Annotated in this window: 1 protein-coding gene and 1 other annotated feature; the gene reads left to right on the forward strand. The window is 60.9% G+C overall.

Features of this window, described 5'->3' with window-relative positions; translation table 11 throughout:
- Positions 1-53 precede the first annotated feature (53 nt).
- Positions 54-1,282 (forward strand): IS3 family transposase gene (locus DXK21_RS16395; protein WP_114818831.1). Its coding sequence is split into 2 segments (ribosomal slippage): positions 54-342 and positions 342-1,282, totalling 1,230 coding nucleotides; the frame shifts between segments, so codons are not numbered across the junction.
- Positions 335-451: a sequence feature (AL1L pseudoknot), on the forward strand. It overlaps the preceding gene by 117 nt.
- Positions 1,283-1,321: the final 39 nt, after the last annotated feature.

The raw sequence follows: 1,321 nt of genomic DNA on the forward strand, positions 1-1,321 counted from the left end.
TGAACCGCGCCGGGTTTGCCGGAGGCTCCAACTCCTGAGTAAGGTGGAGCATCATGAGCAAGACAACGAACAAGTTTTCTCCGGAAGTGCGTGACCGCGCGGTGCGGTTGGTCCTGGACAATGAGGGTCAGCATGGATCGCGGTGGCAGGCGGTCATGTCGATTTCGGCGAAGATCGGCTGTGCGCCTCAGACCTTGAACGATTGGGTCAAGAAGGCCGAGGTTGATAGCGGCAAGCGTCCGGGCGTCTCCAGCGAGATGGCCGAGAAGATGAAGGCGCTGGAACGCGAGAACCGCGAGCTGCGCCAGGCGAACGAGATCCTTCGCAAGGCGTCAGCGTATTTTGCGATGGCGGAGCTCGACCGCCGATCGAAGTGATGGTGGGTTTCATCGACGCGCATCGGGATGCGCACGGGGTCGAGCCGATCTGCAACATACTGCCGATCGCCCCGTCCACCTACTATGATCATCTGGCGAAGCGGGCCGATCCGTCTCGGCTGTCTGATCGGGCACGTCAGGACGAAGCGCTGCGCCCCGAGATCCTTCGTGTCTTCGAAGAGAACTGGCGAGTCTATGGCGTCCGGAAGGTTTGGCGGCAGCTGGGCCGCGAAGGTTTCGATGTCGCCCGATGCACCGTGGCACGGCTAATGAAGAGCATGGGTATTCAGGGCGTTATCCGCGGCAAGCCGCACAGGACGACGATCCCGGACAAGAAAGCCCCCTGTCCGCTGGACAAGGTGAACCGCCAGTTCCGCGTTCCGGCCCCGAACATGCTTTGGGTATCGGATTTCACCTATGTCGCCACCTGGAAGGGGTTCGTCTATGTCGCCTTTGTCATCGATGCCTATGCTCGCAAGATCGTTGGCTGGCGCGTCAGCAGTTCGGCGCATGCGGGGTTCGTTCTCGATGCCTTGGAACAGGCGGTGCATGATCGCCGCCCCGGAAAGGGCATGGGGCTGGTTCACCACAGCGACAGGGGCTCGCAATACCTGTCTATTCGCTACACTGAGCGCTTGGCGGAAGCCGGTATCGAACCCTCGGTGGGCAGCGTCGGCGACAGTTACGACAACGCCTTGGCCGAGACGATCAATGGCCTGTTCAAGGCTGAGGTCATCCACCGCCGTGGCCCATGGCGAAGCTTGGAAGCCGTTGAATACGCGACGCTCGAATGGGTGGACTGGTTCAACAACCGTCGTCTTCTCGAGCCCATCGGGAACATCCCGCCAGCAGAAGCCGAGGCCAACTTCTACGCAGCTCTGGAAACTGAACCCATGGCCGCGTAACTAACCAAAATCAGCCTCCGGCAAACCCGGCGCGGTTCA

The organism is Brevundimonas bullata, assembly GCF_003350205.1.
In the GTDB taxonomy this organism is placed as follows: Bacteria; Pseudomonadota; Alphaproteobacteria; order Caulobacterales; family Caulobacteraceae; genus Brevundimonas; species Brevundimonas bullata.